This window comes from Methyloceanibacter sp. (assembly GCF_049590335.1).
Taxonomy (GTDB): domain Bacteria; phylum Pseudomonadota; class Alphaproteobacteria; order Rhizobiales; family Methyloligellaceae; genus Methyloceanibacter.
Genome location: NZ_JBAWCQ010000080.1, coordinates 1 through 6,028, shown reverse-complemented (window position 1 = coordinate 6,028; position 6,028 = coordinate 1). Strand labels below are relative to the sequence as shown.

The following is a 6,028-nucleotide window of genomic DNA, read 5'->3' as shown; positions in this document are numbered from 1 at the left end:
ACCGCATGCTGTTCTCGAGCGAAGGCACGCTCAAGGAACGACTGGAGGACGTAGAGGCCATGTTCTCGAGCAACGAACTCGCACGGCAGATCATCGACTTCATCAAGAGCGATTCAGATCGATCCTTTTGCGTCCCGAACAATGTCGCAACGCCAACCCGCTGATAGTAAGCCGTTCGACGCGCTCAGAACCGCAAAGGTGATGGGACCGCTCGGCATCATTGCCGGGCGTGGCTCCTTGCCTGTGTTCATCGCGGATGCGGCCGCCGCAGGCAACGTCCCCGTCCATATCATCGGCATCCGAGGAGAGGCCAACGACGAAATCGAACGCTTTCCCCATACTTGGATCAGATGGGGTGAGATCGGAAAAATTTTCGGTGCCTTGGAGAAAAATGGCTGCAAAGACCTCGTCATCATCGGCGGCGTGAGCCGGCCGGATTTCAAGAATATCCGGGTCGACGTCGGGGCCTTCAAGGCGTTGCCGTTTCTCTTAAGCCTGCGCAAGGGCGGAGACGACCATGTCCTGTCTCGGGTTGTGCGCTTCTTCGAGCAGAGGGGATACCGGGTGCATGGCGCCGGCGATGTCCTGCCGGAACTTCTGATACCCGAAGGGACTCTGACGCAGCGCGCACCGTCGGCGGACGACGAGACGGACATGGCGCTCGCATTCAAGGTCGTTCGCGCCCTTGGCCAGCTCGACATCGGCCAGGCTGCCATGGTCGCCAGCGGCCACGTCCTGGCGGTGGAGGCGGCCGAAGGCACTGACGCGATGCTCGACCGCTGCGCGGAACTCAAGCGGCGGGGCCGTAGCCACGGGACCGCTTCAGGCGTGCTTGTAAAGGCGCCGAAGCCCGGCCAAGAGGAGCGGGTGGATATGCCCACCATCGGACCGGAGACGATCATCAGGGCCGCGGAGGCGGGGCTATCAGGCATTGCCGTCGCCGCGCAGCACGTGTTGATCGCCGAATGCAAACGCACGATCGATACCGCTAACGAACGGAAGCTCTTTCTCTATGGGACACCTTGGGCTGAGCAAGAGCCTGGGAACGCGGGAGAAACTGGGAATAAGCTGGACGCGTAGGGTCACGCGACCGCTGCTGAGCGATCGCTCCTGTTAGCGATCGCTCATCGGCACGAACGAACGCTCCGTGGCGCCCGTGTAGAGCTGACGCGGACGCCCGATACGCTGGGACGGATCCTCGATCATCTCTTTCCACTGCGCGATCCAACCGACCGTGCGTGCAAGTGCAAACAACACCGTGAACATATCAGTTGGAAAGCCGAGCGCCTTCAACGTGATACCGGAATAGAAGTCGATGTTCGGATAGAGCTTCTTCTCCACGAAGTACTCGTCCGACAGGGCGATCTTCTCAAGCTCCATCGCCACTTTCAGGATCGGGTCGTCCTTCAGGCCGACCGCGGCAAGCACCTCGTGACAGGTCTTCTGCATGATCTTGGCCCGCGGATCATAATTCTTGTAGACGCGGTGCCCAAAGCCCATCAGCCGGAACGGATCGTCCTTGTCCTTCGCCCGCCGCACATATTCGGGGATGCGATCGACCGAGCCGATTTCCTGCAGCATCATGAGTGCCGCTTCGTTGGCGCCGCCATGCGCCGGGCCCCACAGACACGCAATACCGGCGGAGATACAAGCAAATGGATTTGCGCCCGACGAGCCTGCGAGCCGCACTGTCGATGTGGAGGCGTTCTGCTCGTGATCGGCATGCAGGATGAAAATGCGGCGCATGGCCCGGGTTAGAACCGGATCGACCTGATATTCCTCGCACGGCACCGCGAAGCACATGCGCATGAAGTTGGCCGAGTAGTCGAGATCGTTTTTCGGGTACACGAACGGCTGGCCGCTGGAATATTTGTAGGCCATAGCCGCGATGGTCGGCATCTTGGCAATCATGCGGATGCTGGCCATTTCGCGCTGCCACGGATCCCGGATGTCGATGGAGTCGTGGTAGAAGGCCGACAGCGCGCCAACGACACCCACCATGATCGCCATTGGGTGCGCGTCACGGCGGAAGCCGGAGAAGAACCGGTTCATCTGCTCATGCAGCATCGTGTGGCGCGTGATGCGGAGCGTGAACGCATCGTACTGCTCCTTGGTGGGCAACTCGCCATTGAGCAGCAGATAGGCGGTCTCTAAAAAGGTTGTATTCTCTGCGAGTTCGTCGATCGGGTAGCCCCGGTAGAGCAAGATTCCTTCGTCGCCATCGATATAGGTGATCTTGGATTCGCAGCTTGCGGTCGACGTAAATCCGGGATCATAGGTGAAGCATCCCGTGCGGCCGTAGAGCGACGTGATGTCGATGACATCCGGTCCGATCGTGCCGGAGCGCACGGGCATATTATGCTCGCTGCCGCGGAGCGTAACAGTCGCTTCGTCCACATCGTTCGAGCCAAGCTCTTCTGCGATACTCATCTCAAAACCTCCTGGACATTGCCGGGACAGCGGACACAACGCTCAATCGACCTACCAAACTGTCTATAACGCCGCATGTCAGCCGCACTCATTTTGCATTGCCGCATTTTCGCGTTGAATTCATCGCAGCGCAACATAACATGCTGCTTAAATATTACGCATTTTCAGGGCGACCCGTTTGATCGGCAATCCGGCCCAGCGCCTCTTCACGCCCCAGAACCTCAAGCACATCAAAGATACCCGGAGATGTCGAGCGCCCCGTCATCGCCGCGCGAAGCGGCTGTGCGACCTTACCAAGCTTCCGGCCGGTCCGGTCGGCGAAGCTGCGCACACATGCCTCCAACCCCGAGGCCGACCAAGGCTCCACGGAGACCAAGTCCGGCAGCAGCGCGGCCAGCGTCTCCCGGCCACCGCCACCGAGGAGCTTGGTGGCTTTTTCGTCAGGCGTCAGGGGGCGCTCGACAAACAGATATTCGGCACCCTCTAAGAGATCGACCAGCGTTTTCGCGCGCTCCTTCAAGCCTGGCATGGCGCGCTCAAGCTTGGCCCAGCCGTCGTTGCCGATGTGCGCGAGAATGTCATCCGCATTGCTAAGATAGGGCAGGAGCGCCTTCAAATGACTCACGATCTCCGCATCTGGCAGGGTGCGTAGGTAATGGCCGTTGAGGCTCTCGAGTTTCGTTAAATCGAATCGAGCGGCCGAGCGGCCGATGGCCTCGAGATTGAACCAGTCGATCATCTCCTCGGTGGAGATGACCTCCGCGTCTCCGTGACTCCAGCCCAGCCGTACCAAATAGTTCCGCAAGGCGACGGGCAAATAGCCCATCTCCCGGTAGGCCTCGACGCCGAGGGCCCCGTGACGTTTCGACAGCTTCGCGCCGTCGGGCCCGTGAATCAGCGGGACATGGGCGTAGCTGGGCGTGTCCCAGCCGAGCGCACGAAAGAGCTGCTTCTGCCGCGCCGCATTGGTCAGATGGTCGTCACCGCGAACCACATGCGTGATGCCCATGTCATGATCGTCCACCACCACAGAAAGCATATAGGTCGGAGAACCATCACTCCGCAGAAGAACGAAATCGTCCAGATCCTTGTTGGCGAAGGTGACGCGTCCCTGAACTTCGTCCTCGATGATGGTCTCGCCCCCGCGGGGGGCTTTGAAGCGGATTGCAGGCGCGATCCCGGCCGGAGCCAGGGCCGGGTCCTTGTCGCGCCAAGTACCGTCGTAGCCCGGGGGCCCACCCTCGGCGCGGGCCTTCTTGCGCATGGCCTGAAGCTCTTCCGGGCTCGCGTAGCAACGATAAGCATTGCCCTCAGCCAGAAGCTGATCCGCCACCTCCCGGTGGCGGTCCGCGCGGGCATATTGATAGACAGGCTCGCCGTCCCAATCGAGCTCCAGCCAGCCCAGCCCGTCCAGAATGGCCTCGATCGCCGCATCCGAGGATCGCGCCCGATCGGTGTCCTCGATCCGCAGCAGCATCTTGCCACCATGGGCCTTGGCGAACAGCCAGTTGAATAAGGCGGTACGCGCGCCGCCAATGTGAAGGAAGCCCGTCGGAGACGGGGCAAATCGCGTGATAACGGTCTCGGTCATCGGTTAGGTCTTGAACCGGAAGGGTATGTTGAGATGAAGCAGGAAAACGTTCGGGGGTGTATGTAGCATAAGGCCGCGACACGGTTAAGGGCAGGGCGGGGGAGCCATGGCGGGTAAGGGCGAAGACGGAATAAGCGGCGATTGGCCTCCAATCGCGGTACCGGGCCCACGCCGCAACAAGGCTCAAGTTCTAGCCGCCAAGACGCAAGTAGCGACGAGACCGGCAACGGCAGAGACCGACAAGACGGGAAAGGGGCTCAGTAGCGGCGAATGAGGCCGACCAGGCGCCCCTGGACCCGAACCCTGTCGGGTCCGAAAATCCGCGTCTCATAGGCTGGGTTGGCCGCCTCCAACGCAATGGAAGCGCCCCGGCGCCGTAAGCGCTTCAGCGTGGCCTCTTCTTCGTCCACAAGGGCCACGATAATGTCGCCATTGCTGGCATCCTCACACTTGCGGACAATGATCGTGTCCCCTTCCAAAATCCCGGCATCGATCATCGAATCACCCTTCACCTCAAGCGCGTAATGCTCACCCTTGGCCAGAAGCTCGGGTGGCACGTCGATCGTATCCAGCTTGGTCTGAATGGCTTCGGCGGGAACGCCGGCGGCGATCCGGCCCATGATAGGCAGGGCAATGGTCTGCCCATCGGCAGACGGAGCCGGTGCCGACGTCCGTCCCAGACTGCCCTCGATAACACTCGGAGAAAACCCGCGCCCACGCGCCGCGACACTTTGTGGAACAGATTCGGGAAGTTTGATGATCTCCATAGCCCTGGCCCGATGGGGCAGGCGGCGCACGAAGCCGCGCTCCTCCAGGGCCGTGATGAGACGATGAATGCCCGACTTCGACCGGAGATCCAGGGCCTCCTTCATCTCATCGAACGAAGGCGGAACGCCTGACTCTTTCAACCGCTCATGAATGAACATGAGAAGCTCTTTTTGCTTCGGTGTGAGCATTTGGCCCCCTTCTTGTGCGGCTCGAACTAAACAATAACCAACCGGGCCTAAGCAAATTCCGGCCAGGGCTTATCTTCGTATTGTACAAATCGTGAACAGTATAGATGTTCTGTTTGTGTTCCGCAAGCAGAACCGCATAGTTGCAGGGTAGGACGGCTTTTTTGGACGCCTTTTGTTCGGCCGATTCGGGTTGCCGAGCCGTTAACTAGCCCGCTAGCGGCAGAACGAGAATTTTTGCTCCGGCTGGAAGAGCTGGGGCGCGGCGTGGCTGGACGATTAGGCAGTCCGCATGCGCCAAGGCCGCCATCAGCGACGAATCCTGGGAGGACAGGACACGAACATGGCGCGTTCCATCGTCGGCGAAGGTCGATGACGCGCGCTGATAGTTCTGGCGCGGCCCGTTCTCCGGCAGCGCAGAAGAAAGGATTGCCGGCTGCGGGACAACGGCGGCGTTCATACCAAGCAGCCGGCGGAGCAGGGGAAGCAAGAATACCACGGAACAGATGAACGCCGAGACGGGGTTTCCCGGAAGGCCAAGGACACGCGTCGAGCCGAGCATTCCGGCAAAAACAGGCTTACCGGGCCGCATGGCCACCTTGGCGAAACTGAGTTGCAGCCCAGCTCGGGCAAGCGCGCCCATGACGAGGTCGCGTTCGCCGACCGATGCGCCGCCGATCGTAACAAGAACATCGGCATCGGCTGCCCGCGCGATGGCGTCTGCTAGGTCGCGCTCGTCATCGCGCGCGATCCCTATGGAGACGGGCTCGCCCCCCTCGGCATCCACGAAAGCACCGAGGCCATAGCTGACGGACGCTACGATCTCATCCGCGCCGAGCACGCTCCCCGGGGGCACGATCTCGTCGCCTGTCGACAGAATGGCGACCCGCGGCTTCCTGCGCACCGGTAGTTCCGCGCAATTCATCGCCGCGGCAAGCATCACTGTCCGCGCGCCGAACCGGGTCCCCCGCCGCAATAGGACATCGCCTTCCATGAAGTCCTGACCGCGCGGCCGGATATGCTGCCCCTGCGCGGCGGCATTGACCAAGACGCT

At 61.1% G+C, this 6,028-nt stretch carries 5 protein-coding genes; 1 reads left to right on the top strand and 4 read right to left on the bottom strand.

The window, feature by feature from the left end; all coding sequences use genetic code 11:
• Positions 1 to 141: 141 nt before the first annotated feature.
• Positions 142 to 1,080 carry an LpxI family protein gene (locus WBQ77_RS06200; RefSeq protein WP_424059404.1) on the top strand — a complete coding sequence of 313 codons (939 nt, stop codon included), beginning with the start codon at positions 142 to 144 and terminating at the stop codon, positions 1,078 to 1,080.
• A 33-nt stretch (positions 1,081 to 1,113) separates the two neighbouring features.
• Here WBQ77_RS06200 and gltA read toward each other — a convergent pair whose 3' ends face one another.
• The 4 genes from gltA to WBQ77_RS06180 all read right to left on the bottom strand — a co-directional run.
• Positions 1,114 to 2,430, bottom strand: a complete 1,317-nt coding sequence (gene gltA, locus WBQ77_RS06195; RefSeq protein ID WP_424044756.1) for a citrate synthase — start codon at positions 2,428 to 2,430, stop codon at positions 1,114 to 1,116.
• A gap of 154 nt (positions 2,431 to 2,584) precedes the next feature.
• Complete coding sequence (gltX, locus tag WBQ77_RS06190) at positions 2,585 to 4,021, bottom strand: glutamate--tRNA ligase (protein WP_424059402.1); 1,437 nt, start codon at positions 4,019 to 4,021, stop codon at positions 2,585 to 2,587.
• Between the two features lie 257 nt (positions 4,022 to 4,278).
• Entirely contained in the window at positions 4,279 to 4,977 is a 699-nt protein-coding gene (gene lexA, locus WBQ77_RS06185) for a transcriptional repressor LexA (protein ID WP_424044759.1), read from the bottom strand.
• A gap of 205 nt (positions 4,978 to 5,182) precedes the next feature.
• Positions 5,183 to 6,028: molybdopterin molybdotransferase MoeA (locus WBQ77_RS06180; protein WP_424059400.1), on the bottom strand; the 846-nt coding region annotated here is incomplete at its 5' end.

Excerpts from the sequence above, each read along its gene's own strand:
- gltA (WP_424044756.1), bottom strand. The coding sequence starts at position 2,430 with ATGAGTATCGCAGAAGAGCTTGGCTCGAACGATGTGGACGAAGCGACT.
- gltX (WP_424059402.1), bottom strand. The coding sequence starts at position 4,021 with ATGACCGAGACCGTTATCACGCGATTTGCCCCGTCTCCGACGGGCTTC.
- lexA (WP_424044759.1), bottom strand. The coding sequence starts at position 4,977 with ATGCTCACACCGAAGCAAAAAGAGCTTCTCATGTTCATTCATGAGCGG.
- WBQ77_RS06200 (WP_424059404.1), top strand. The coding sequence starts at position 142 with ATGTCGCAACGCCAACCCGCTGATAGTAAGCCGTTCGACGCGCTCAGA.